20 protein-coding genes and 4 pseudogenes are annotated in these 23,130 nt (G+C 36.5%); 9 read left to right on the top strand and 15 right to left on the bottom strand.

Going from position 1 to position 23,130, the window contains the following annotated elements; all coding sequences use genetic code 11:
• Positions 1 to 78: 78 nt before the first annotated feature.
• From iscU to OPR52_RS00365, 4 genes are read left to right on the top strand one after another with little or no spacing between them, the layout of a single operon-like run.
• Complete coding sequence (gene iscU / locus OPR52_RS00350; protein WP_151808025.1) at positions 79 to 462, top strand: Fe-S cluster assembly scaffold IscU; 384 nt, start codon at positions 79 to 81, stop codon at positions 460 to 462.
• Positions 463 to 474: 12 nt separating this feature from the next.
• Entirely contained in the window at positions 475 to 888 is a 414-nt protein-coding gene (locus OPR52_RS00355; protein WP_007548854.1) for a HesB/IscA family protein, read from the top strand.
• Positions 881 to 1,339, top strand: a complete 459-nt coding sequence (locus OPR52_RS00360) for an iron-sulfur cluster co-chaperone HscB C-terminal domain-containing protein (RefSeq protein ID WP_320109392.1) — start codon at positions 881 to 883, stop codon at positions 1,337 to 1,339. The genes OPR52_RS00355 and OPR52_RS00360 overlap by 8 nt, the downstream gene beginning before the upstream one ends.
• On the top strand, positions 1,317 to 3,281 hold the full coding sequence (locus tag OPR52_RS00365) for an Hsp70 family protein (protein ID WP_264722860.1): 1,965 nt from the start codon (positions 1,317 to 1,319) through the stop codon (positions 3,279 to 3,281). The genes OPR52_RS00360 and OPR52_RS00365 overlap by 23 nt, the downstream gene beginning before the upstream one ends.
• 7 nt (positions 3,282 to 3,288) lie before the next feature.
• Here OPR52_RS00365 and lepB read toward each other — a convergent pair whose 3' ends face one another.
• Both lepB and OPR52_RS00375 read right to left on the bottom strand, forming a co-directional pair.
• A complete protein-coding gene (gene lepB / locus OPR52_RS00370; protein WP_010962911.1) occupies positions 3,289 to 4,035 on the bottom strand; it encodes a signal peptidase I in 747 nt (248 codons plus the stop codon).
• Between the two features lie 182 nt (positions 4,036 to 4,217).
• Positions 4,218 to 4,415 (bottom strand): annotated as a pseudogene (locus OPR52_RS00375) (transposase); the annotation flags it as partial.
• A gap of 99 nt (positions 4,416 to 4,514) precedes the next feature.
• Here OPR52_RS00375 and OPR52_RS00380 point away from each other — a divergent pair.
• Positions 4,515 to 5,840 (top strand): IS4 family transposase, encoded by a 1,326-nt coding sequence (locus tag OPR52_RS00380; RefSeq protein WP_265037763.1) that lies wholly within the window; start codon positions 4,515 to 4,517, stop codon positions 5,838 to 5,840.
• Positions 5,841 to 5,851: 11 nt separating this feature from the next.
• Here OPR52_RS00380 and OPR52_RS00385 read toward each other — a convergent pair.
• Positions 5,852 to 6,495, bottom strand: a pseudogene (locus OPR52_RS00385) (IS630 family transposase); the annotation flags it as partial.
• Between the two features lie 124 nt (positions 6,496 to 6,619).
• Between OPR52_RS00385 and OPR52_RS00390 the strand changes: the two are divergent.
• Positions 6,620 to 7,452, top strand: a pseudogene (locus OPR52_RS00390) (IS5 family transposase).
• On the opposite strand, the gene OPR52_RS00395 reads toward OPR52_RS00390, so the two are convergent.
• The 7 genes from OPR52_RS00395 to OPR52_RS00425 all read right to left on the bottom strand — a co-directional run bounded on the left by OPR52_RS00395 (position 7,427) and on the right by OPR52_RS00425 (position 13,878).
• Entirely contained in the window at positions 7,427 to 7,789 is a 363-nt protein-coding gene (locus tag OPR52_RS00395) for a transposase (protein WP_265038116.1), read from the bottom strand. The pseudogene OPR52_RS00390 and the gene OPR52_RS00395 sit on opposite strands and share 26 nt — an antisense overlap.
• A 232-nt stretch (positions 7,790 to 8,021) precedes the next feature.
• Positions 8,022 to 8,828 carry an SDR family oxidoreductase gene (locus OPR52_RS00400; protein WP_264723180.1) on the bottom strand — a complete coding sequence of 269 codons (807 nt, stop codon included), beginning with the start codon at positions 8,826 to 8,828 and terminating at the stop codon, positions 8,022 to 8,024.
• A gap of 5 nt (positions 8,829 to 8,833) precedes the next feature.
• Complete coding sequence (locus tag OPR52_RS00405; RefSeq protein WP_006280463.1) at positions 8,834 to 9,478, bottom strand: alpha/beta hydrolase; 645 nt, start codon at positions 9,476 to 9,478, stop codon at positions 8,834 to 8,836.
• A 409-nt stretch (positions 9,479 to 9,887) separates the two neighbouring features.
• Positions 9,888 to 10,253 carry a hypothetical protein gene (locus OPR52_RS00410; protein WP_265038224.1) on the bottom strand — a complete coding sequence of 122 codons (366 nt, stop codon included), beginning with the start codon at positions 10,251 to 10,253 and terminating at the stop codon, positions 9,888 to 9,890.
• A gap of 120 nt (positions 10,254 to 10,373) precedes the next feature.
• Positions 10,374 to 12,011 (bottom strand): aminopeptidase P family protein, encoded by a 1,638-nt coding sequence (locus tag OPR52_RS00415; protein WP_264723482.1) that lies wholly within the window; start codon positions 12,009 to 12,011, stop codon positions 10,374 to 10,376.
• A 152-nt stretch (positions 12,012 to 12,163) separates the two neighbouring features.
• The gene (gene ltrA, locus OPR52_RS00420; RefSeq protein WP_265037833.1) at positions 12,164 to 13,465 is read right to left on the bottom strand and encodes a group II intron reverse transcriptase/maturase; all 1,302 of its coding nucleotides are present in this window, start codon (positions 13,463 to 13,465) and stop codon (positions 12,164 to 12,166) included.
• Positions 13,450 to 13,878, bottom strand: coding sequence for a hypothetical protein (locus OPR52_RS00425; RefSeq protein ID WP_264722787.1), 429 nt, complete (start codon positions 13,876 to 13,878; stop codon positions 13,450 to 13,452). Before OPR52_RS00425 ends, ltrA begins: the two co-directional genes overlap by 16 nt.
• An 867-nt stretch (positions 13,879 to 14,745) precedes the next feature.
• Here OPR52_RS00425 and ubiG point away from each other — a divergent pair.
• Positions 14,746 to 15,921 carry a bifunctional 2-polyprenyl-6-hydroxyphenol methylase/3-demethylubiquinol 3-O-methyltransferase UbiG gene (gene ubiG / locus OPR52_RS00430; protein WP_264723381.1) on the top strand — a complete coding sequence of 392 codons (1,176 nt, stop codon included), beginning with the start codon at positions 14,746 to 14,748 and terminating at the stop codon, positions 15,919 to 15,921.
• Between the two features lie 11 nt (positions 15,922 to 15,932).
• Here the strand turns inward: ubiG and OPR52_RS00435 are convergent, their stop codons facing one another.
• The 4 genes from OPR52_RS00435 to OPR52_RS00450 all read right to left on the bottom strand — a co-directional run bounded on the left by OPR52_RS00435 (position 15,933) and on the right by OPR52_RS00450 (position 18,217).
• Positions 15,933 to 16,139 (bottom strand): hypothetical protein, encoded by a 207-nt coding sequence (locus OPR52_RS00435; RefSeq protein WP_265038227.1) that lies wholly within the window; start codon positions 16,137 to 16,139, stop codon positions 15,933 to 15,935.
• Positions 16,136 to 16,968, bottom strand: a protein-coding gene (locus OPR52_RS00440) for an IS5-like element ISWpi1 family transposase (protein ID WP_265037890.1) whose coding sequence is annotated in 2 segments (ribosomal slippage) — positions 16,136 to 16,599 and positions 16,599 to 16,968 — 834 coding nt in all. Because the reading frame shifts where the segments join, the coding sequence is not laid out codon by codon here. Before OPR52_RS00440 ends, OPR52_RS00435 begins: the two co-directional genes overlap by 4 nt.
• Positions 16,969 to 17,058: 90 nt before the next feature.
• Positions 17,059 to 17,918 (bottom strand): IS630 family transposase gene (locus OPR52_RS00445; RefSeq protein ID WP_265037751.1). Its coding sequence is split into 2 segments (ribosomal slippage): positions 17,059 to 17,594 and positions 17,594 to 17,918, totalling 861 coding nucleotides; the frame shifts between segments, so codons are not numbered across the junction.
• Positions 17,919 to 17,977: 59 nt separating this feature from the next.
• Positions 17,978 to 18,217, bottom strand: a complete 240-nt coding sequence (locus OPR52_RS00450; protein WP_265038229.1) for a TrbC/VirB2 family protein — start codon at positions 18,215 to 18,217, stop codon at positions 17,978 to 17,980.
• A gap of 263 nt (positions 18,218 to 18,480) precedes the next feature.
• On the opposite strand from OPR52_RS00450, the gene OPR52_RS00455 reads away from it, so the two are divergent.
• Together OPR52_RS00455 and OPR52_RS07800 are read left to right on the top strand one after the other, a co-directional pair.
• A complete protein-coding gene (locus tag OPR52_RS00455) occupies positions 18,481 to 19,818 on the top strand; it encodes an IS110 family RNA-guided transposase (RefSeq protein ID WP_265037784.1) in 1,338 nt (445 codons plus the stop codon).
• Positions 19,815 to 20,780: pseudogene (locus OPR52_RS07800) on the top strand (IS110 family transposase). Before OPR52_RS00455 ends, OPR52_RS07800 begins: the two are co-directional and overlap by 4 nt.
• A 240-nt stretch (positions 20,781 to 21,020) precedes the next feature.
• Here the strand turns inward: OPR52_RS07800 and tkt are convergent.
• Positions 21,021 to 23,063 carry a transketolase gene (tkt, locus tag OPR52_RS00470; RefSeq protein WP_265038231.1) on the bottom strand — a complete coding sequence of 681 codons (2,043 nt, stop codon included), beginning with the start codon at positions 23,061 to 23,063 and terminating at the stop codon, positions 21,021 to 21,023.
• Positions 23,064 to 23,130: the final 67 nt, after the last annotated feature.

Raw genomic sequence — 23,130 nt, forward strand, 5'->3', positions numbered from 1 at the left:
ACTGTTTGCTAGTGTATTTTACTTTAGTTTTTAACCTAAATATGTTATAATGTAGAATAGCGGTTCACAGGTAATTTTATGAGTTATAATGAGAAAATTTTAGATCATTACGAAAATCCAAGGAATGTTGGCTCTCTGGATAAAAATGATCCAAGTGTTGGCACTGGTCTAGTTGGTGCACCATCGTGCGGTGATGTAATGAAATTGCAGATAAAGGTCAATGACAAAGGTGTTATTGAAGATGCAAAATTTAAAACTTTTGGTTGTGGTTCTGCCATTGCTTCAAGTTCCTTGTTAACAGAGATGATAAAGGGAAGAACCATCAGTGACGTTACACAGATAAAGAATACTCAAATAGTGGAAGAGTTGTCTTTACCTCCAGTGAAGATACACTGTTCGGTACTTGCTGAAGATGCTATAAAGGCTGCTATTCATGACTATCAAAGTAAACAAAAGAATTAAGAAGCTACGAACATGGGTGAATATCAAGAAGTAGGCGGAGGTGAAACTGTAAAAAAGAATAAAAAACTTATCACTATAACTGCGGAAGCAGTAGAAAGGATAAGGTATTTATTGGACCAAAAGAAGCATACTAACCTTGAGAAACCGGAAGAAGCAATAGGAATAAGAGTGCTAATTAAGCAAAAAGGATGTTCTGGTTTAAAATATGACATTGAATATGCATATGATACTCGTCCTTTAGAGTCGATAATTGAGGAAAACTGTAGTGATGGCCAAAAAGTTAAAGTGTTGATCGACCCAAAATCCGTCATGTTTATTCTTGGCTCTGAAATGGATTATGTAGAAGAAAAATTTTCATCGGGTTTTGTTTTCAAAAATCCTAATGAGAAAGGAAAATGTGGTTGTGGAGAGAGTTTTCATGTCTAGCAACTATTTTGCATTGTTTGAAATTGAACCAGCTTTCAATATCAGCTTTGATGAGTTAGAGAAAAAATATATTGAGCTAAGCAGGACTGATATAAATGAAAGACAGTCCCAAAACATGGAAAATATTAACAGAGTTTATCAGATACTAAAGTCACCGCTAAAACGTGCTGAGCATTTGCTGGATTTTTTTAATGTGAAAAGCCAAAAGGACTACTTAAATTCTGAAATATTAAGTGAATCAATGGAAATAAGAGAGTACTTACTAGACTGCGACGATCTACAATTTGCAAGCAGGATGATTGATGAAAAAATAAAAGGTTGCATTAAAAACCTAATTAACACTTTTGCTGTAAAGAATTTTGATGGAGCTGCTACACAAGTCTTAAGATTGAAATATTTATATAAGTCATTTGAGGAGGTGAAAAAGAATGCAACCAATTCAAATTTCTGAACCAAATTCAAGTGAAGTAGTTTTTGGTATAGACCTTGGCACCACCAATTCTTTGATTGCTATGGTGAATAAAGCTGGCAATGTGGAGATATTTAAAGATAAACAGGGAAGAGAGCTACTGCCTTCTGTTATTTCGTATGAAAATAATACATTGAAAACTGGCTGTGACGTCGGTCAAAATGCAATCTACTCAATAAAGCGTTTAATGGGTAAAAGTGTTGAAGAATTAAATAAAGAAGGCGTCAATTTTGAAATAGATCATGAAAGCGAAAAAGTTATTAGAATAAAATGCGCAGAGGAAAAGTATCTTACTCCTATTGAGATTTCTGCTGAGATATTAAAAGCTTTATGTGAGAGGGTAAAAAAGTCTAAGGGACTGGAAGTAAAAAAAGCAGTGATTACTGTGCCAGCTTACTTTGACGATTCAGCACGTAACGCAACTAAATATGCGGCAAAATTAGCTGGAATAGAAGTTCTTCGCCTCGTTAACGAGCCAACCGCTGCAGCGCTTTCTTACTCCATTGAAAAGAACAATAGCAGTGGAATATATGCAGTGTATGACCTTGGTGGTGGAACATTTGATATTTCGATATTGAAATTGCATCAAGGAGTGTTTCAAGTTCTTGCAGTTGGTGGTGACACCAAACTCGGCGGTGATGATTTTGATCATTTGCTGAGTTCAATTGTGATTGATAAGTATAGAGAGAAAGTATCAAATATCATTCCAGCGCTTGACGCGCAACTGTACGAACGTTGTGATGTAAGTATGATTTCCATTAAGAAAGATGTCATCCAGTGCCCTGACTACTTGGATCCAGAAAATTTAATTGCAAATGAGCACACCAGGCAATTGTATAGTAAGAACTGGATTCCAGTGTCAAGCACTGGAATGACACCACCTGCTGCGCAAACTACCTGCAAATTGCAACCTGAAGCGCGTGACGCTGGAATCTACAATATGCGTACTGTGAAGGAATATCTGAGCAAAAACACCTCAGGCATTTTTGAATTCAGCATTAACGGCAAGCCATTTGAATGTGAAATTACCAGAGAAGAATTCGAGCAGGCAATCAGTTCTTTGGTCAATAAGACTATCAATATAGTCACTCGTACTATAAGCGATATAGATCTTAAAATTGACGATATAAAAGGAGTAATTTTAGTTGGTGGTGCAACTAGAACACCATTGGTTCAAAATTCACTAGTCAAACTCTTTGGAAATAAAGTACTAAATGACGTGGATCCAGATAAAGCAGTTGCCATTGGGGCAGCTCTGCAGGCTCATGATTTAACTTCGAGCTCAAAAGATAGGAATATTCTCCTGGATGTTCTACCTTTATCACTTGGCATAGAAACTATGGGAGGCATAGTTGAAAAAATCATACCAAGAAATACGCCACTACCAGTTTCAGAGATAAAAGAGTTTACAACTTATGTTGATAGGCAAACAGCAATGAAAATTCACGTTTGTCAGGGAGAACGTGAAATGATAGAGGATAACAAATCTCTAGCGCAGTTTGAACTAAAAGGTATACCGCCACTGCCTGCAGGTTCTGCAAGAGTTGAAATAGAATTCATAGTTAACGTTGACGGAATCTTGACTGTTACTGCAAGAGAAAAAACTACTGGAATCGAGCAGACAGTTGAAGTAAATTCAAGTTTTGGCTTGAGTGAAGCTGATGTTCAAAATATGGTTAACCAGTCAATAAACAGCTTTGATGAAGATATGAAGGCTCGTTCCCTTGCAGGTGCTAAAATTAATGGAAATAAACTCATACACTTGGTTGAAAACAATAATAACTTTTCCACTGATCAAAAGTTGAAAAACCTATTACAAAATGCAAAAAAAGCTTTACAAGGCAATGACTTGAATGAAATTAACAACACTATCGCCGAGTTAGAAAATTCTTCTTTAGAGTTGTGTGAATTAACAAATAGGTAGAAAAAGCTTACACAACCTTGTGCAATACCCTATTTAATCTCAAAGCAACAGGTAATCTGAAATTAAATGGTAACCAATCGACCTTTCCCAATTTAAACGATAAACCAACTATGCTTACACGCCCAATGATATTTTCCATTGGTACAAAACCAACTTCAGGAAACCTACTATCTAAAGAATTATTTCTATTGTCTCCCATAACAAAAAATTGATCGTTAGGTACATAATAAACCGGAGTATTATATGATAGCTTATTAGAAATGTCATCTACCAAAATCTCATGTTCCTTGCCACTTAAAAGCGTTTCTATATATCTTGGTATGTTACGATTTGACTCATAATCAAAAAAACTTTCAATTTGCCTTCGCTCTACTTTCTGATCATTTAGGTATAATTCTCCCTCTATCATTTGCACTTTGTCACCTGGTGTTCCTATTACTCGCTTAACAAACCTGATGCTGTCATTTCTTGTGGGTTTGAAAACTACTATGTCGCCACGCTTTGGAGGGGTGTAAAAAATCCTGCCGCTAAAAATGTTTGGAGAAAATGGAAAGGAGTGTTTACTGTAACCGTATGAATATTTACTAGTAAAAATGTAATCCCCTTCAAGTAGGGTGCTTTTCATTGAACCAGAAGGTATATGAAATGGCTCGAATAAAAAACTACGTATTGATAGCGCAATCAACAGTAAAAAAAACAATGAAGATAAAAATCTTCCCGTTCTTATCACCCAGTTTTTGCTTAGTTCTTCCAACTTTGTTTTTCTTATAAATTAAGCTTATTATAATACATAAATTAAAAAATGGTAATATGAAATTTTACTTGTGAATGTTATTCCTCTATTCAAAACAATTTTGAAAAGGCGGTTCATTTCTTTCAACGGTGTCATCCAAGTAGCGTGACACATATAGCATTTCTCATAATAGTCCGAACAGGTCATAGGAAGGCAGAATCAACAGCACGACGAAAGGATTCGAATAGAGGAATGTTTTTCCTGGCTCTGTTTTTTATAGCAAACCAATGATGCTCAATTTTGTTGAAATCTGGAGAATAAGGCGGCAGATACAAAATTTCTGCACCAACCCCTTTAGCAAGCTCGATAATCTTATCAGACTTATGAAAAGTAGCATTGTCATTCTTGACCATACGCGTCAAGTTAAGGAAATAAAGGTATGAAAGAGATAGAATAATAAGGTATAAGTTCTCCCAGATATACTTTTAGTGAGAGAACCAATGAATAAAATAACTTGCTTATCAAAAAAGCTCAAAGAATTTTTTAATGAAAAAGCAGAGAAAATCTCAATTACAACAAGGTTTATAAAAAGAAAGAGAAAGCTAAAAGGTTCATCATTCGTAAAAGCCATGGTCTTGGGTAATATAGGAGTTGATAATTGTAGCGTAGAAACAATGTGTCAATTACTAAACGAGGACTCGATAGATATAACAAAACAAGGTTTGGATTTTAGATTTACTGAAGAAGCAGTGGAATTTATGAAAAGGATGTATAATGAATCTGTGGTTCTCTTTAAAAATATCTTGCAAGTTGATTGCAAAATCTTACAGCAATTTAATAGTGTTAAATTATTGGACAGTAGCTATATTACTCTACCTAACAGTATGGAAGAGATGTATAAAGGTTATGGTACTAGCTACAGTGGCTATGAAAGCAATACTAAGTCTGGAATAAAGTTACAATTAGTTTTCGATTACATGAATCAGATAATAGACCAACTTAATTTAACGGAGGGAATAAGATCAGACCAGGGATATAGGAAACATTTAAGTAATATATCAAGCAATGATTTGCTAATATCTGATCTCGGTTATTTTGTGCCAAGTTCTTTTAAACAAATCAATGAAATAGGAGCTTATTTCATAAGTCGTTATAAATCCGATACCAACGTATATGATGTAGAAACAAATCAAAAAATGGAGTTATTAGAATGTTTAGAGGATAAGTTATTTTTAGAAAACGAGGTATTGTTAGGAAAAGAAGCAAAAATTAGAGTAAGAATTATATGTCAGAAACTAACTGAAGAACAGTCTATAGCCAGAAGAAGGAAAGCTAATAGATTAGCAAGATCGCAGGGATATACATCCTCTAAAAGAAATCAAAAATTGTTGAACTGGTCAATATTTATAACTAATGTTCCAGAAAATAAAATTAGTGCTGAGCAAGTATTAACGATTTACAGAGTAAGGTGGCAAATTGAGTTATTATTTAAATTGTATAAAAGCCATATCAGACTTGATAAGCTAAAAGGAAAGCCATGCAGAGTATTATGTGAACTATATGCTAAATTGTGCGCAATTCTTATATTTCACGGCATAGTTGTTTGCACAGAAGTGAAAAAGAATACAGAACTTAGCTTAACAAAGGCATTTATTGAGCTAAAAAGGCGGGTTAGAGAGTTATTTTTAGTATTAACCAAAATTAATAGTTTAAAAGCATTTCTTAAAAAACTCACTATAACTTGGTCGCGATTTTCATTAAAAGACAAACGTAGAAGGGCTAGAGTATCCACTTTAACCTCTCTAAATTTGCTCACAATCTCTTAACTTGACGCGTATGGTTCCAAGATCGGTGTCAAAAATTGCTCAAACCATCCATTAAAAACATCCATATTACAGTGGCCTTCAAAGGTTAACGGAACAACTATCTTTCTTCCACTTAAGGCTGCAACCATACTGATTCGTTGAGTTTTCTTTCCAGATTTTAAGGCATAAAACCGCTGTCCTTTCTGGCAATATCCGTAGGGGTAGTCTTCGGTGTTATCAATGCCAGACTCATCTATATACACTAAGTTTTTAGGTTCTTTTGTCGCTATAATTTTCAAAAATTCAGCACGTTTTTCTTCGTTTCTTTCCTTGTATCCATATGTCTTTTTTTGCGCGTAAATTCAATTTTTTTAAGGGCTCGATAGATCGTTTGGATACTAACGTTGTTCCAAAGTTTAGCCATTTCCGATAGAGTCTTTCCTCCGTGTTCTCTGGCAAATTTGGCAAAGGTATCCCAGTCGGTAATTTTGTGATTGTAACCCCCATTTCCAAGTTTTTTTGATTGAAAGTCTCCTGTTTCTTTTCTTCTTTGCTGCCACTCCCATAAAGTAGTTCGTCCAATCTTAAATCTTGCTGCCACTGTTTCTCTGCTTTCTCCTTCGTCTAGCGCTTCCATTGCTTTTTTTCTTAAATCATAACTATATGCTGCTGGCATTCAACCTCCTTATCATCATCTACCCTTATCCTATCACATCCGGACTTTTATGGAAAGAGCTCTAAGAGGTTGTCCGGAAACAAGTAAAAGGCTATAATATCTGAAATTTTAGTACGGGGTAAAGATGAGAAAAAAGTATCCAACAGATCTAAGCGAAAGGGAATGGGCAAGAATAGAAAAACACTTCAGAGTATCATACAAGAAAGGAGGAAGGCCGCCAAAGTATAGCAAAAGAGAAATATTAGAAGCAATTTTCTATGTATTGCGTACAGGGTGTCAATGGCGGTATTTACCAAATGATTTTCCGCTATGGAAGACTGTGTATGAGCAGTTCAGGCAATGGAAGAAGCAGGGAATTTTTGAGAAAATGAATTATGAAATTACAAAATATAGTAGAAGAAAAATAGGAAGGAATGAGCAGCCGAGTGCCTGTATAGTAGATAGTCAATCTGTAAAGACTACAGAAAAGGGGGGATCAAAGGCTATGATGGAAGTAAAAAAGTAAAGGGTAGAAAAAGGCATATAATTACAGACACTCAGGGTTTTATACTAGGTTGTTACGTAGGCGCTGCTAACGAAAATGATAGAGATGGTATTAAAATAGCATTAAACAATATGAGAACAAAATATACTAAAGTTAAAAAAATGTGGGCTGACATGGGATACCAAGGAAGAAATTTAAAGAATCACATAAAGGAAGAATATGACATAGATATTGAAATTGTTAAAAGGCCTACATGTAGATTTTGGGTGCACAAAGATACGCCACCTGAGCTACTACCAACAAGAGAACAAGGGTTTAAAGTACAGCCAAGAAGATGGGTTGTAGAAAGGACTTTTGCTTGGGTTAATAGGAATAGAAGGCTATCGAAGGAGTATGATTTACTCACAACATCCACTGAGAATTTCATATACCTAGCTATGAGTAGGGTTATGTTAAAGAGGGAATATGCTTGAATTTACTTGTTTCCGGACAACCTCTAATATGCTCTTTTATAAAAAAATATTTTACTCTTTTTGACTGGCCAGGGCTTTTTTTTAAATGTCTCTTTCCCTTGTTACTCTTGCTTTGTAAATCAAACCTCTCTTTGTCGTAAGGAGCCATGTTACCTCTACCTGGAAATGCATTTGCCGCTGACTTTTTTTCGTTATATTTCTTCATCCATTTTCCTAATACACTATCCCTTATTCCTAGATCTCTTGCTACTTTTGCAACTGGTTGACCTACCTTTCTTTGTTCATTTGCCAGCTTAACAGCTTCCAATTTGAATTCTGCCGTATATTCTCTTGCCATTTCTAATCCTCCAAAATTTTATTTTACCCGAAAAAACTCCTTTCTTTCTCTCCACTTTTTCTGGGTAAGGTCACTATTTCTTAAGTAATTTACACTTCAGAGTTTATCTGCTTTAAAGTTTACTCTATTCTGTTTCAGCATTTGTCATAAATCCTTAATTATTTCTGACTTTTTAGTTCAGTTTTTAACCATTCTTTCCTTAACTTAATGGCAGTGACAATAAGCCTATCTATCATTCTGATGTGATTTCAGTTTTGTTTACGTGCAAACTCTCTAATCCCACCTTGTAGTTAGGATAAATTAGAGAGACATTAAGATCTTTTTTAATTTTAACATTACTTACTTTTTTTGATCCTAAATAAAAACTCTGTGCATAATCTGGTAACTCAATTGGTTCTGGAGGGCTAACATTGAGAAGTTTGGTCGCATATATTACCACTTCAGATTGTGTAGTGGGTAAATCGTCTGCACAATTGTATATTTCACCAGGTTTTATGTTTTGCATGGAAGAAAATAGAATATTCGATATATCTTCAACGTGAATACGAGAAAAAAAATGCCCTTCTTTTTTCATATTTCTTGCTTTGCCAAGCTGCAAGTCAATTAACACGTTCCTACCAGGACCGTATATTCCAGCTAAACGAAAAATATGTACAGGCAGTTTGCTATTTAGCCACTTCCTTTCAGATTTAAGGCGTTTTTCTCCTCTGATTTCTATAGGTTTTGTTTCAGATTCCTCATTCACCCAATTACCAGAGTGATCACCATAGACGCTAGTTGCAGACAAATAACCAAGCCATTTTACATTTTGCAGGCAATCACCGTATCTCTCCACAACATCATCGCCATCTGGAGGAATAGAAATTAAAACGTGCGTTGCGCTTTTAAGCAGATCTTGACTAACTTTCTCATAATTAAAGAGGATTACATCTTGTATATTTTTACTTCTTGATGTGCCACTGACTTTCCAACCTAAGTTCAGTAATTTTTTCGATAAAAATTTAGCTACATATCCATAACCAAAGCAAAACAAGTGCATGAAAATTAATTTTTAAAATTCTTCTTGATAAATTCTACTCCTAATTTTATTCCCTCTTCATTAATAATATGCCCTAATGCATGAATTGGGTGTCCTTCAACATTTACTCCATTTTCTTTCAGAGCTTTAACCGCTAAGTCGAGAGACGAAAAAGGTACCACGTCGTCAGCATCACCATGGATAACACATATGTTAGGTTTTGACTTGATCTCTGGTGCAGTTTTTGAAGGTGAAAGAAATCTACCAGAGTATGCAACAACTGATGCACAGGATTGAGAGCGGGTGAGAGCTGTATGTATTGCAAGCATTGCTCCTTGAGAAAATCCAACTAAAGAAAGTTGCGTATCTTTTAAATTAAGCTCCTTTAATTTTGTATCAATGAAATGATTTACAATTGATGTAGCATTTTTTACTCCATTATATAGCGCTTCCTCACTACGATCTTCCAAGCTGAACCACTGATAACCATCACCTATTTCTCTTTCAAACGGAGCATTGGGTACTGCAAAATATGAACCCAGTAAAAACTTGCTCATAACTTTAGCAAGGTGAATGAAATTATCGCCACTTGAGCCCCAACCATGTAAAAAAACAATCAAATTTTTCTTATTTCCGCCTGCACAAATTTCTGGACCTCTAAGTTCAATCATTTTTTTTCCTTTTGCGTTTATATTTTTATCTAACACTAATTTTCAAATTTGTAAAACCAATGTGCAATTACGTTCCCGATACTATAGCTAAAGTGACTTAGGTTCATCGACGATTTGAAAAACCGTCATTCCGCTACTTGTTAGCGGAATCTATACTAAGATACCGCGAATGAATCGCGGTATGACGTAGGATTGCTATCATTCCAGTGCTTGACACTGGAATCCAGGAAACTTAACTTTACACCAGGTAATAAGAACTGGATCCCAGTGTCAAGTACTGGGATGACACCTCTGGGCACTGCCGTCATAAAGGAACCAGTGTCAGCTACTTTCATGACATCAATAATTGACCTCGACTTACCGTCCAACTAGAAAGTTGTATATAGAATGACAGAAATCCAGATGTTATTTATTTACTTTCGATCTTTTCTATCAATTTTTTAACTAAGCCTCTTAGCTTTTTACTGGATTCATCAAGCTCTTGAATCTGCGAGCTGTGCTCTTTCATTAGTTCCTTATAGTTACCTCTTATGTAGTCAATCATTTTCTTCATCTGAGCAATCATCTTGTTGATATCCATACTACCCAAATCAGATATCATGTTGGGCATAGCCCCTTCTAACATACCGCCAGCCATAAGCTGCTGAGACATTTGCATAAATGGTTTTAAAGTCTGATTAAGCAATTCAGGATCCTTGGCTAATTTTTCTATTTGCTCTTTGCAAGTATCCATATACTGCTTCATAAATTCATCTTCTTGCACTTTACCTGTCATAATTACACCTACTTGAAAATATCGATTTTCTATTATATATTGTTTTTAAATTAAAAACAATACAAAATACTCATCACAATTGCATTAATACTTTTTAAACAACAAAAAATGCTCCTTTGCTTATAAAGAGTCACATACTTTCTTTAACCACCCCTTATCTTTGACGCTATTTTCTAAGTTTTTATAGACAAATTGATGGTAGCCATTTATCCATTCAATTTCATCCTTAGTAAGCATTTGCACATTTATTAGTCTTCTATCATATGGAATAGAGGTCAGTTGTTTAAAGTTTAAGAAGCCGTCTTCTTGTCTGTCGACATATATCAGATTTTCAATTCTTATTCCATACTCTCCCGGAATGTAATAGCCAGGTTCGTTGGATAGTATCATGCCTGGCGTGAGTTTCACTTTATTTCCCTTTGATATTGCTTGTGGTCCTTCGTGTACTGATAGGTAACTTCCTACTCCATGCCCTGTACCATGCATATAGTCCATTCCAAATTTCCATAAATGCGTACGTGCCAATATATCCAATTCTCCACCAGTAGTGCCGGGGGGAAAGACGACACTTGCTATAGCAATGTGAGCTTTGAGTACTATTGTATAGTGGGTTATTTGCTCATTGGTCGGATTACCAACTACTACAGTTCTTGTCACATCAGTTGTGCCGTCAAGGTACTGGCCACCAGAGTCAATCAAATACAGTCCATCTTTCTGAATTACTTTATTCGTCTTACTGCTTGCACGATAGTGAATTATTGCTCCATTCTCATTAAATGCTGAAATTGTTGGAAAACTTAGTTGCTTAAACAAATTCTGCTCTTTTCTGTATTCTAAGAGTTTCTCTTCAGCTTCAAGCTCTGTACCAACATTATTTTCAAGCCAATGTAGAAAGTTTGTAACTGCCACTCCATCTCTGATGTGCGCATTTATAGCCCCAGCTATTTCAGTTTGATTTTTTACTGCTTTATGAATTAAACAAGGATCCTCTCTTTCAGCTACCTGTTTATCTTTTATTACAGCCATGATACTCATTGGAGTTGTGTTTGGATCTATAACTATTGAATTTAGCTTGTGCAGCGAATTTTCTAGCCCACTAATATCAAAAATATTTATATGGTTGCCTAAATTTGCTTCTATAGTTGAATGTTCTTTATCTTGAATAAACAAATCAACATTACCGCTTTTATACAATATAGCACGGCCCAATATACATGGAGTATATTTAGCATTTTCATTTCTTAAATTTAATAACCATGAAATTGAATTTGGATCAGTTAAAAGCACTGCTTCAGCTTCTTTATCTATACTTTTAGCGACTTTTTCACATTTGTCCTTACTACTTTCACCAGCATATTCAATAGAATGTAAAACCACTGCTTGTTTTCGATAGTCACTTTTTTTTCCAGCTAAACAGGGTATTAATTTACAGATATTCTCATACTTTCTTATATCTTCTATGGTAAAATATTGCAAATAATAACCTAGTGAGGCAGTCGATGTTAAGTTTGCTTTTATCCATTCGCGTGGATCCTCTTCTTGTATATTATATACTTGAAAATTGCCCCGATCGAGCTGATTGCGAGCTTGTGTGATATAGCGTCCATCTGTAAAAAATGGGCACTTGTTGTTTTTTGTAACAATGAGCAGCCCATTTGTTCCTGTGAAGCCACACAGCTTTGTTAGCTCCTCTGAATACTCATTTAAATATTCATCTTTAGTATGCAACACAAATGCATCAACGTTTATTTCGTGCATAAAAGAACGAAATTCTTCGATTTTTGAGTTCGGTAGAAGCTGTAGCTTTACTCCTCTCGTTTGAGTTTTATTACTACAACTCCCCCTAAAGAACCGTGCTTGCAGATTTCCCGCACACGGCTCATCAATATTAGTTTTCACAGTCGTCCCTCTTATGCATATAAAGAAAAATGTATTTTTGGCTTTGGTAATGGATTTACTTCTACGTAGTGTACAAACTGTTCCCAGGTCATACTCTTTTTCTGACTACGCCGATTTATCCATTTAAATGCTAGCTTTCTTACTGATGTGTAAAATTGTTTCAAACACCAATAATTTCCGCTAATACCAAAGTAATTATAGTGTCCTGTTAATTTAGCCTTCAGTACTTGCCACCAATCTTTAAGTCGAATACTTCCGCGGACTATTTTCAACCACTCCTTGATTTCTTTTAGTTTTCTGGCTAGATTTAACTTAGAGGTTTTATGTCCCATCATTAATCTACCACGACGACTTTTTGCACCATAGTGCGTAAACCCCAGAAAATTGAAACTTTCCGTCCTTCGTTTCTCTCTTATCGCTCGTTGCCACTCCCTCTTGCCAAACTTTACTACTCTGGTCTTGTTTTCAGATACTTCCAACCCAAATTTATTTAGCCTTTGTTTCAGTAATTCCAGAAATTCTTCCGCGTCTACCTTACTTTCGCAACAAACCACAAAATCATCGCAAAACCTTATTTGTTGTATATATCCTCTGGATCTTGATTTAAATTTCTTTTCTATCCATAAATCCAACACATAATGTAAGTATATATTTGCTAATACAGGACTTACTATACCGCCTTGTGGTGTACCTTGTTTTGTTGCTTCATAATTTCCAGCTTCGACTATCCCTGCCTTGAGAAACCGCTTTACTAACCACAGCAAATTTGGGTCAGTTATTCGTTCCCTTAGACACCTCATTAGCCATTTATGCTGTATATTATCGTAGAACTTCTTGATATCCACTTCTACAATGTAGTTTATTGGCTTGTACTTAACTGCTTTATCTAGTGCATTTACCGCTTGATGACAGTTTCTTCCAGGTCGAAATCCATATGAGCTGTCCAGAAAGTTTGCCTCGTAAATATTTTCTAATATCTTCTTCAGCATAATCTGTACTAATTTATCCTCGGTCGATGGTATTCCGAGTCCGCGTTTCTCTTTACTTCCAGCTTTCGGTATATATACCCTCTTTACTGGTTGTGGTTGATATTGCTTCCTCTTCATACTTTCTACTAGCACTTCGAGTTTCTCATTCAGATTTTCTCCGTATGATTCCACTGTTATCTGGTCTACTCCACAAGCCTTGTTACGCTTCAGTTCTTTATAACATCTCGCAAGATTCTCTGTATTTATCAGATGGACTAACGATGTGAATTTTAGTCGCTTATCTTGCTTTGCTCTTACTGCTATCTGGTTTAGTTTATATCGCATGTTATTCCTACCTCCGTTGTATTGGCATAGCAATCCCTATTCCAGTTACTATATTGCTGATCGCTTCCCCTTGTACGTGGCTTTCCCACATTCTGAGTACTATCAATCAGTCCGACTTCCCCTGCATCTTCCGCTAGTTCTTGCCTTTGTTGACTTGTTCCAACGTACCTTAATAGGAATGCATGGGATCTCCCAAGTTCACTTGAAGTCCATTTCAATACATGGCACGGTCTCAGATCCCGATAGAGTGAGTGATAACTTGCCTTTACGTTATCCTTCATGCTGTCTTCCATGGCCATGAACATGTCGACCTCTATGTCTTCAGGTATTTCGGGACTCCACTCCTTCACTTCCGTTGTGCCCTGCATTGTCCATCCCACTAGCTCTATTACACTCGTTACCTCATGCAACATAGTGGTCTGTTCCAAACTTTTGGCTAGACTTTGTTTGTGTTGGATTTTCACCAACTGTTCTCCAAGCACTTCTTGGCGCACCATGAGCAATCCTGTCATCCAGGTAGCCCACAGAAACAAAAAACTTCCTTGACAAACCTCGCCAGCGCCCTTATCATGAAACTGAAGCTATTTATTTATCTTCTCTGTACAGATTAAATGACAAAAAAACTCAACGTATCTGGCGTCTCATGTTTAATTTTTTGCACTATGTGCACCTTATGTCTTTATCAAATTTCCGGGTTTTGACCTACACAAGCTAAAATACGCTTATAAAGCATTTAAAACATTAAAAAACGCCAACTTAAAAAATGGATAGTGAATAACTAGCTACCCTAGGGTTTCTTTTACCTTTTTTTCTGTTTAGTAAATTTCTTAACGTTTATAATTTAGATTAGTTGCGGCTTAAAAGCAGCTAAATCGCGGTTATTAAGTGTTTAGAATAAAAAAACGCCATACTTGAAAGTATAATGTAAGTAATTAGCCAACCACGGGGCTTCTTTTGCCTTTTTTTTCGTTTGGTAAATTTCTTAATATTTATACAGAAGGTGTCATTCCAGTGCTTGACACTGGAATCCAGCTCTTATTATACAGCTATCTGGTGTACTTATTTAAAATTAAGTTTTCTGGATCTCAGTGCCAAAGCACTGGGATGACACCCTTCCTGGCGGAGATTATTCTCAAATCACAATGTTCGTACAGTTGTGGAATGAATTGCGGTATGACGTAGGAAAACCTTAGCTATAGCTTTAGAACTCCCAAAAGGTCAGAAGCATTGAATGACTTGACAGAAAGTTCAAACCCATATAAAATGTCCTTATTTCTTATATGTTAGATGTAGTATCAATTGCCTCAGATCATGCTGGTTATGAATTAAAATCAGAAATAAAACCTTACCTGGAAGCCCTAGGTTACAGAGTAGTAGATCAAGGCTGCACTGCTAAGCAAAAGTGTGTAGATTACCCAAACTATGCTGTTAAAGTTGTAGAAGATATAACAAGCAAAAAAGCAAATTATGGGATATTAATTTGTGGTACAGGTTTGGGCATGAGTACTGTGGCAAATCGTTTTGAAGGAATCTACGCTGCTTTATGTAACAGTGTTGAGATCGCAAAATTAGCTCGCGAGCATGGCAACGCAAATGTACTGTGTCTTGGTGCAGGGTTTACTGCGAGTGGATTAGCAAAAGACATAGTCAAACAATTCCTCGAAACAGAATTTTCAAAAGAAAGCAGACATAAAAAACGCCTTGATAAACTCAGCAATATAACCTCTAAGAAAAAAAAAACAAAAACTTATAACGAAGATGAAATATCAAAATTCGCTAAAATGGCAGGCCAGTGGTGGGATGAGAACGGCAAATTCAAACCATTGCACATAATGAATCCTGTTAGAGTATCTTACATTATTGAGAAAATAAAAGAGTTAAAAAAATGCAATTTGAAAGAATTATCATTGCTTGATGTTGGATGCGGTGGTGGCATTTTGTCAGAGTCAATGGCACGCGTTGGCATTAACGTTGTGGGAATAGATGTATGTGAAGAAAACATAAAAGTAGCGCATTCACATGCAAAAAAAGTAGGGTTAAATATAGAATATATACACACCAGCATTGAAGAGCTAAGCAATGACAAGAAGTACGACGTGGTTCTGTTGATGGAAGTAGTTGAACATGTGGATAATTTAGAGCTTTTCATGAAAAAAGCGATAGAACTGCTAAAACCGAATGGGCTGATATTTATATCCACAATAAATAGAACTATCAAATCCTTCTGCCTTGCAATAATTGGTGCAGAGTACATATTAAATTGGCTGCCAAAAGGTACACATAACTGGAATAAATTTCTCAAGCCGTCAGAAATTGCAAATCACTTAAGAGAAAATAATGTAACGCTGCAAAACATGGCTGGCATGGAGTACAACGTAATAAAGCGTGAGTGGAATCTAACTAAAGGCGTGGATGTTAATTATATACTCTGCGGTTTGTTAGATTTAACTCTATAAAAGCACCATTTTCACTTCCAATACTTTGAAGGATCTTGGCCAGCTTTTATACAGTAGCCTTTATTAGTTAGCGCCCAACCGGAACGACAAGCATAACCTGTACCTACACGTTCATATCCAGGAGCAGCAACACACTTTCCATTCTCCAAGGTTTGACCTTTAAAAAGACAACAAACTTCTTTTTCTGTTAGAGGTTGTCCGGAAACAAGTAAATTCAAGCATATTCCCTCTTTAACATAACCCTACTCATAGCTAGGTATATGAAATTCTCAGTGGATGTTGTGAGTAAATCATACTCCTTCGATAGCCTTCTATTCCTATTAACCCAAGCAAAAGTCCTTTCTACAACCCATCTTCTTGGCTGTACTTTAAACCCTTGTTCTCTTGTTGGTAGTAGCTCAGGTGGCGTATCTTTGTGCACCCAAAATCTACATGTAGGCCTTTTAACAATTTCAATATCTATGTCATATTCTTCCTTTATGTGATTCTTTAAATTTCTTCCTTGGTATCCCATGTCAGCCCACATTTTTTTAACTTTAGTATATTTTGTTCTCATATTGTTTAATGCTATTTTAATACCATCTCTATCATTTTCGTTAGCAGCGCCTACGTAACAACCTAGTATAAAACCCTGAGTGTCTGTAATTATATGCCTTTTTCTACCCTTTACTTTTTTACTTCCATCATAGCCTTTGATCCCCCCTTTTCTGTAGTCTTTACAGATTGACTATCTACTATACAGGCACTCGGCTGCTCATTCCTTCCTATTTTTCTTCTACTATATTTTGTAATTTCATAATTCATTTTCTCAAAAATTCCCTGCTTCTTCCATTGCCTGAACTGCTCATACACAGTCTTCCATAGCGGAAAATCATTTGGTAAATACCGCCATTGACACCCTGTACGCAATACATAGAAAATTGCTTCTAATATTTCTCTTTTGCTATACTTTGGCGGCCTTCCTCCTTTCTTGTATGATACTCTGAAGTGTTTTTCTATTCTTGCCCATTCCCTTTCGCTTAGATCTGTTGGATACTTTTTTCTCATCTTTACCCCGTACTAAAATTTCAGATATTATAGCCTTTTACTTGTTTCCGGACAACCTCTTATAGCATTTCTCATAATAGTCCGAACAGGTCATAGGAAGGCAGAATCAACAGCACGACGAAAGGATTCGAATAGAGGAATGTTTTTCCTGGCTCTGTTTTTTATAGCAAACCAATGATGCTCAATTTTGTTGAAATCTGGAGAATAAGGCGGCAGATACAAAATTTCTGCACCAACCCCTTTAGCAAGCTCGATAATCTTATCAGACTTATGAAAAGTAGCATTGTCAAGAATGACAGTCTGTCCAGGTTCCAAGATCGGTGTCAAAAATTGCTCAAACCATCCATTAAAAACATCCATATTACAGTGGCCTTCAAAGGTTAACGGAACAACTATCTTTCTTCCACTTAAGGCTGCAACCATACTGATTCGTTGAGTTTTCTTTCCAGATTTTAAGGCATAAAACCGCTGTCCTTTCTGGCAATATCCGTAGGGGTAGTCTTCGGTGTTATCAATGCCAGACTCATCTATATACACTAAGTTTTTAGGTTCTTTTGTCGCTATAATTTTCAAAAATTCAGCACGTTTTTCTTCGTTTCTTTCCTTGTATCCATATGTCTTTTTTTGCGCGTAAATTCAATTTTTTTAAGGGCTCGATAGATCGTTTGGATACTAACGTTGTTCCAAAGTTTAGCCATTTCCGATAGAGTCTTTCCTCCGTGTTCTCTGGCAAATTTGGCAAAGGTATCCCAGTCGGTAATTTTGTGATTGTAACCCCCATTTCCAAGTTTTTTTGATTGAAAGTCTCCTGTTTCTTTTCTTCTTTGCTGCCACTCCCATAAAGTAGTTCGTCCAATCTTAAATCTTGCTGCCACTGTTTCTCTGCTTTCTCCTTCGTCTAGCGCTTCCATTGCTTTTTTTCTTAAATCATAACTATATGCTGCTGGCATTCAACCTCCTTATCATCATCTACCCTTATCCTATCACATCCGGACTTTTATGGAAAGAGCTATACCTTTGTTACAATTTGAGGAGCACCAAAAAACACAGCAACAAACATACCCAGTGCGAAAAGTGCAGGCCAAGGCATTCTGCCAAATATTGCAAGTAAGCTTGAACCAATTATTACCACTGTAATCATTGGTCCACCTATTCCATGAACGTAACCTATTACATTACACATTACATCTGTTGCTCCATCAGCGTGTGCATCAAATGCATAGAAAACTATAAATAGAATTACAAGCATCGAACAGACGAAATCTGTCAAATCAGAAAGAAACACACAAATTTAAGTTTTTAGTAGTTTTCAAGTATAGTTGTACAGGGAGCGCCTTTGCAGTTATGACCGACATTTTCAATGGTGCCTAAGTGCCCGTATGCAAGCATGGTTTTGGAAGGAACGGTCAAATCATTGATGGAGTCATTTAGACTACCTCGGTTAGGAGATTGTACTATCAACCGTTCCAAGCTGAAGCGTTTCCCTATTACAAATTATATGTAGGAGTTACCATGAAAAAAGCAAAAAGTAAATTAGAAATAGTGAATCCTAATGCAGCAGGAATAGACATTGGTTCAGCTGTACACTATGTGTGTGTACCTGAAGGAAGAGATGAACAACGCGTTCAGAAATTTGGCTGCTTTACTGAAGACCTTCATAACTTAGCACAGTGGTTGAAAAAGTGTAAAGTTACAACAGTAGCTATGGAATCAACAGGAGTATATTGGATTCCTTTATTTCAAATACTTAAGTCATACAAATTCGAGGTAAGATTGGTAAATGCACGGCATGTAAAGAATGTACCTGGTAGGAAGTCTGACGTTCAAGATTGCCAATGGCTCCAACAACTGCATAGCTACGGACTGCTTCATGGATCGTTTAGGCCAGATAATCAGATGTGTGTATTGCGCAGTTACGTGCGGCAACGCAAAAATCTCACTGAAAGTGCATCTACACATATTCTGCGTATGCAGAAGGCATTAATTCAAATGAATATACAATTACACAAGGTTATTAGTCATATTACTGGGATAACTGGTATGAAAATCATTGAAGCTATAATTGAAGGCGAAAGAGATTCTGAAAAATTGGCAGAATTCAGGGACGTGCGAATGAAAAATGATCAGTCTACTATTGCAAAAGCGTTAGCTGGTGACTATAGAGAGGAACACTTATTCACGCTAAAGCAAGAATTTGAACTATATAATATTTATCAAGAAAAAATAGCAGAATGTGATAGAAATATTGAAGCCTATTATAAAACGTTTGAAACAAAGTCTTGTGAAAGCAAACAGCTAAGTAAGCAAAAGAATAAAAATAGCAAAAGTAAGCCAAGCTTTGCTTTGTATGAGGAACTGCACCGAATAACTGGTATGGATTTCACTAAAATTCCTGGATTTGATGTATTAAGTATACAAACCATAATTTCAGAAGTTGGTATAAACCATAGTAAATGGCCAACAGAAAAGCACTTTTCATCGTGGTTGGGACTCAGTCCTGCTAATAAAGTTACAGGGGAAAAAGTGTTTAACACAAGAACACGTAAAGTCATTAACCGTGCTGCAAATGCTTTGCGAATAGCTGCTCATTCTGTAGGAAATAGTAAAAGTGCGTTGGGTGCATACTACAGAAGATTGAAAAAACGACTAGGAGCACCAAAAGCAATAACAGCTACTGCAAGAAAAATGGCATGCATATTTTATAGTATGCTCAAATACGGACAGGAATATGTAGAAAAAGGAATGGAATACTATGAAACACGCTATAAAGATAGAACTGTAAAAAATTTGATCAAAAAAGCGAGCGAATTTGGCTACATATTAGTTCAACAAGAAGAGTTAGTTGAGTGAGTTTCTTAGGAGTAAATGCTATTTTGGGTGTGGATATTTCAAAAAAGAAATTTGATGTTTGTTAGTGGACAGTAAAAAACGACACAAAGTCTTTCAAAATAATCAAGATGGTTTTGCAAAACTTGTAGTTTGGTGCAATGGCCATGGAGCAAATCTTACTCATTTATGTCTTGAAGCAACTAGTTGGTATGGAGAAGATTTGGCTACTTTTATGCACGATTTAGGACATAATGTCAGTATAGTAAACCCAGAAAGCTTTTGGCAAAAGTGAGCTGCTCAGAAATAAGACAGATAAATCAGATGCAGCTATGATAGCTAGATTTTGTATCGCCAACAAACCTGCTCTTTGGAAGCCCATTGCACCTGAAATGAGGCATTTGAGGGAGCTTTACCGTTGCATGCAATCGCTAAAAGATGATAAGGTGCAACAGACAAATCGCTTGGAAAACAAAAATATGCATTCCAGTTGCAAAGAAGCTATATCTAAAGTAATTTTGGCAATAGAGGAGCAAATTATTGTTCTCGAAAAAGAAATTAATGAGCATATAAATAACTATCCACATCTAAAAAATATGGTGGAAAACCTTAAGACTATAAAAGGTATAGGATATCTTACTGCTGTTGCTGTTGTCGCAGAAATGCCATCAGTTGATAACTTTGACAATGCTAAACAATTTACAGCTTTTGCTGGTCTAAATCCAGGACATTATCAATCGGGATCGTCAGTAAGTAAGAGAAGTTGCATATGCAAAATAGGATCTGAGCGTATTCGAAAAGCTCTTTATATGCCAGCTATAGTAGTCAAAAACCATAATAATCATTTTCAAAAGTTTTGTCAGCGTCTAGCAAGTAAAGGCAAATGTCCAAAAGTCATAGTTCTTGCGTTAATGCGAAAATTAATGCATGTCTTTTTTGGTATTCTTAAAAATAATCAACCATTTAATTGTAATTTTGTTGGATAATTTGTTTGACAGCAGAGACAGTATCTGGGATCTCATTTTACTTTATGATGATGTCATGAAAGTAGCTGACATTGGGATCCAGAAGACTTAATTTCAACCAAATAATAAAGGCTAGATCCCAGTGTCACGCACTGGGATGACAAAAAAAGGAGCACTGGAATGACACCATCTTGGATGGAAATAACGTCACGCGCTGGAATGACAAAGAAGAGTGGGCTTTCATATGGTTATGCAAGAGGTTTACTGAATGCAACCTAACTTCTCACACACACATTTTACCACATGATCAGCGTTGATATTAAAATGCTCATAAAGTGTTTTATAAGGTGCTGATTCTCCGAAGCTTTTCATGCCAATAAATATACCGTTTGAACCTATGTATTTATGCCAACCCATTTCACTTCCGGCTTCAATTGCAACTTTAATGCTGTCATTATTTAATATTGCCGCTTTATATTCATCGCTTTGCTCGTCAAAAAGCCTCCAGCATGGCATAGAAACAATCCTTGTACCTATACCCTTTTCCTGCAATTTCTCCCTTGCTTCAACTGCAATTTCAACCTCGGACCCCGTAGCAAATATCGTCACTTTTAATTCTTTTGAACATTCACACAAAATATATGCACCAAACTTCGATAAATTAGCAGATTGATCGATATCAGAGTAGAACTTGCGCATGTAACTTACGTTTTGCCTTGAGAGCGCAAACAGTGCTGGAGATTCTTTCTTTTCGAGTGCAATGCTAACACACTCCAGAGTTTCAACTGCATCGGCTGGCCTAAAAACATATAGATTTGGTATAGCACGCAAAGAGGCTAAATGCTCTATTGGCTGATGAGTTGGGCCATCTTCTCCCACTCCAATTGAGTCGTGAGTCATGACATACATAACCTGCTGCTTCATCAGAGCTGAAAGACGTATAGCAGGACGACAATAGTCGGAAAATACCAAAAAAGTGCCGCCATAAGGAAGAATCGCGCCGTGAAGTGCCATACCATTCATACATGCTGCCATAGCGTGCTCTCTCACTCCATAGTGGACATAAGAGCCACTATAATTATTGCTATTTATTACCTGCATGTGCTTATATTTAGTGCAATTTGACCCGGTAAGATCAGCAGAACCGCCGATTAATTCCGGCATATGTTGTGTTAAAAGTTCCATTACCCTACCAAAAGAAGATCGAGTAGCTTCGTTTGGCATTAGCTCACATATTTGTTTCTTCAGGTCAGCTAAAACACCAGCGATATTGTCTGGTAGATGTTTATCTAACCGTCTTTGAAGTTCTACATGATATCCTGTTACCCCAGCTCCACTTTTTGTCATCCCAGTGCTTGACACTGGGATCCATTCTTTTTCTTCTTTCCTGGTCACGCGCTGGAATGACATCGTGTAATTTTGTTTTGCTCTCTCAACAGTTTTCATCCAGGCGTTTTTCACATCTTCTGGTACATGAAATGGTTCATAATTCCAGTTTAATTTCTCTCTCATCTGTTTGATGTCTTCCTCCGAAAAAGCACCACTGTGAACAGAGGATGTGCCAGCACGGCTTGAACATTTTCCGATAATAGTTTTGCAGCAGATCATTGTAGGTTTATCAGACTTTTTTGCTTGCTCTATTGCAAGGGATATGGCATCAAAATCATGGCCATCAATTTTGTCAACATTCCATCCATACGCTAAGAAGCGTTTCTCTACATCATCAGAGCAGGAAAGGCAAGTAGCGCCATCTATAGAAATATCATTATCATCAAAAAGAGCTATAAGCTTATTCAATTTAAGATGCCCAGCAAGTGATGCTGCTTCATGGCTTATTCCTTCCATAAGACAGCCATCCCCTAGCATCACGTAAGTGTAGTGATTGATTCTGAATTGCTTTTTAAGGATTGATTCAGCAAGTGCCATGCCAACAGCAGCGGCAAACCCCTGACCGAGCGGGCCTGTTGTTGCCTCTACCCAGGAAGTCAAGCCGAACTCTGGATGACCTGGGGTCTTGGATCCCATTTGTCTGAAGTTTTTTAGCTCATCTATGCTAATATAACCTGTCAAATATAATATTGAGTATAGTAACATTGACCCATGACCGTTTGATAAAACAAAGCGATCTCTATTGAACCATTTAGAATCATCAGGATTATGATTCAGATATTTAGCAAACAAAACAGTTGCAACATCTGCCATGCCAAGTGGCATACCTGGGTGTCCAGAGTTTGCTTTTTGTACTGCATCAATTGATAAAAAACGGATGGCGTTTGCCATAGATTTTAAATGTGAATGATTCATGTGTTAATAGAAAAACTTAAAAATGAAGTATAAAAGATTATATCAGCAAAAACAAGTTGACACTGAG

Origin of the sequence: Wolbachia endosymbiont (group A) of Hylaeus communis, from assembly GCF_947251915.1 — a bacterium.
Lineage (GTDB): Bacteria > Pseudomonadota > Alphaproteobacteria > Rickettsiales > Anaplasmataceae > Wolbachia > Wolbachia pipientis.

Excerpts from the sequence above, each read along its gene's own strand:
- iscU (WP_151808025.1), top strand. The coding sequence starts at position 79 with ATGAGTTATAATGAGAAAATTTTAGATCATTACGAAAATCCAAGGAAT.
- OPR52_RS00355 (WP_007548854.1), top strand. The coding sequence starts at position 475 with ATGGGTGAATATCAAGAAGTAGGCGGAGGTGAAACTGTAAAAAAGAAT.
- OPR52_RS00360 (WP_320109392.1), top strand. The coding sequence starts at position 881 with ATGTCTAGCAACTATTTTGCATTGTTTGAAATTGAACCAGCTTTCAAT.
- OPR52_RS00365 (WP_264722860.1), top strand. The coding sequence starts at position 1,317 with ATGCAACCAATTCAAATTTCTGAACCAAATTCAAGTGAAGTAGTTTTT.
- OPR52_RS00380 (WP_265037763.1), top strand. The coding sequence starts at position 4,515 with ATGAATAAAATAACTTGCTTATCAAAAAAGCTCAAAGAATTTTTTAAT.
- OPR52_RS00395 (WP_265038116.1), bottom strand. The coding sequence starts at position 7,789 with ATGGCAAGAGAATATACGGCAGAATTCAAATTGGAAGCTGTTAAGCTG.
- OPR52_RS00400 (WP_264723180.1), bottom strand. The coding sequence starts at position 8,828 with ATGCACTTGTTTTGCTTTGGTTATGGATATGTAGCTAAATTTTTATCG.
- OPR52_RS00405 (WP_006280463.1), bottom strand. The coding sequence starts at position 9,478 with ATGATTGAACTTAGAGGTCCAGAAATTTGTGCAGGCGGAAATAAGAAA.
- OPR52_RS00410 (WP_265038224.1), bottom strand. The coding sequence starts at position 10,253 with ATGACAGGTAAAGTGCAAGAAGATGAATTTATGAAGCAGTATATGGAT.
- OPR52_RS00415 (WP_264723482.1), bottom strand. The coding sequence starts at position 12,011 with ATGCACGAAATAAACGTTGATGCATTTGTGTTGCATACTAAAGATGAA.
- ltrA (WP_265037833.1), bottom strand. The coding sequence starts at position 13,465 with ATGCGATATAAACTAAACCAGATAGCAGTAAGAGCAAAGCAAGATAAG.
- OPR52_RS00425 (WP_264722787.1), bottom strand. The coding sequence starts at position 13,878 with ATGTTGCATGAGGTAACGAGTGTAATAGAGCTAGTGGGATGGACAATG.
- ubiG (WP_264723381.1), top strand. The coding sequence starts at position 14,746 with ATGTTAGATGTAGTATCAATTGCCTCAGATCATGCTGGTTATGAATTA.
- OPR52_RS00450 (WP_265038229.1), bottom strand. The coding sequence starts at position 18,217 with ATGCTTGTAATTCTATTTATAGTTTTCTATGCATTTGATGCACACGCT.
- OPR52_RS00455 (WP_265037784.1), top strand. The coding sequence starts at position 18,481 with ATGAAAAAAGCAAAAAGTAAATTAGAAATAGTGAATCCTAATGCAGCA.
- tkt (WP_265038231.1), bottom strand. The coding sequence starts at position 23,063 with ATGAATCATTCACATTTAAAATCTATGGCAAACGCCATCCGTTTTTTA.